The sequence below is a fragment of the Gordonia sp. i37 genome (assembly GCF_002043085.1).
In the GTDB taxonomy this organism is placed as follows: domain Bacteria; phylum Actinomycetota; class Actinomycetes; order Mycobacteriales; family Mycobacteriaceae; genus Gordonia; species Gordonia polyisoprenivorans.
In genome coordinates, this window is record NZ_MVPX01000324.1 from 1 (window position 1) to 1,505 (window position 1,505).

Here is a 1,505-nt window from a genome sequence, read left to right on the forward strand (position 1 = left end):
CGACGCTCGCCCCTTCCCCGATGGTCGAGGTGCGAGCCGCGTGCGGCGAGCCTCGAGACCGCTTGCACCGGTGCTGGTTCCAGCTCGGCGGATGATGCGAACAATGATCGGTGACAGGGGTCTCGAGGCCTCGTCGCTGGCGCTCCTCGACACCTCGACCACCGGATGGAAACGCCCGGAGCATCAATCGGTTCTTTGGATCGATGGTCGAGAGCTTCCGCCATCGGACGCTCGCCCCTTCCCCCGGTGGTCGAGGTGTGAGCCGCGTGCGGCGAGCCTCGAGACCGCTTGCACCGGTGCTGGTTCGGCTCGGCGGATGATGCGAACAATGATCGATGACAGGGGTCTCGAGGCCTCGTCGCTGGCGCTCCTCGGCACCTCGACCATCGGGAAATATATGCAAGCGTCGCGGACGCGGCACCCCTTCCCCCCGATGATCGAGCGATTCCATCGCCGACGCTTACCCCTTCCCCCGATGGTCGAGGTGAGAGCCGCGTGCGGCGAGCCTCGAGACCCGGCGAGATGACAAGTATCGCAACCACATCGACGCCCACTTGACACGCGCGGAAAAAGTTGTCCACAGATTTCTCGAGCCGCACGACCGCTGCCGGGCCGGTTTTGTCGGTACCCCTTCGTACACTTGTGCCCATAGGTTCGATCACCGATCGCGGGAGGGGGTATCTGATGTCGAGCACGTTGACGTTCACCGATCCGGATGCCGACGCTGCCGCAATCACATCGATGTCGCGGGACGAGCTCACCGAGACCGGCCCTGAATTGTTGCGCCAGTCCCGCAAACATGAGGCCCGGACGGTCCTCGCAGGCGCCGCACTCGCCGATCGGGTGTACCGCGAGCATCTCGCCGGTCGGTCCGAGACCAGCGTGTGGGGCTCAGTCATCGAGCACGCCGAGAAACTCGGCCGCGCCGAGGTGTCGTTGCAGTTCAAGGTCTCCCGTAGCAAAGCCGGGAGTTGGGTGGCGTTGGCGGAGCTGTTGGAGAAGTTCCCGCTGATCCGTGCCGCCTACCTGAACGGGGAGCACTCGACCAACCGGGTGTCCATCATGGCGCGGGCCGCGCAACGTGCCGGAGACATCGATCTCGACGGCATCGAGGGTGACGACGCGGAGATGTCGTTCGAGAAGATCGTCCTGAACTATGCATCGCGCGCCACCACCGACCCAGTGCTATCGCAACAACTCGACGCTGCGCTGATCTCGATGAACCCCGACAGCGTTATCGAGGACCGTGACACCATCGCCGATCTGGTGGGGAACGTGACCATCACCGCCGATGTTGCGGGGCACTCCTCTCTGGATGCGGTGGTCCCGGCGCATTATGGGGTGTTTCTCACCACGCAGATCAACGCGCTGATTGACGAACGCATCTGCCGTAAGGACCCGCGCCGCGTGGGGCCAGTGCGGGTGATCGCACTGGGTGAGATCACCGGCGTCCCCGGCGCTCGGCTCGACTGCGAATGCGGCTTGGCCACGTGCACGAAGGGTGG

1 protein-coding gene is annotated in these 1,505 nt (G+C 64.7%); it reads left to right on the top strand.

Features of this window, described 5'->3' with window-relative positions; all coding sequences use genetic code 11:
* Nucleotides 1–684 precede the first annotated feature (684 nt).
* The coding region (locus B1964_RS15845; RefSeq protein WP_216354254.1) for a 13E12 repeat family protein at nucleotides 685–1,505 on the top strand (821 nt) is incomplete at its 3' end.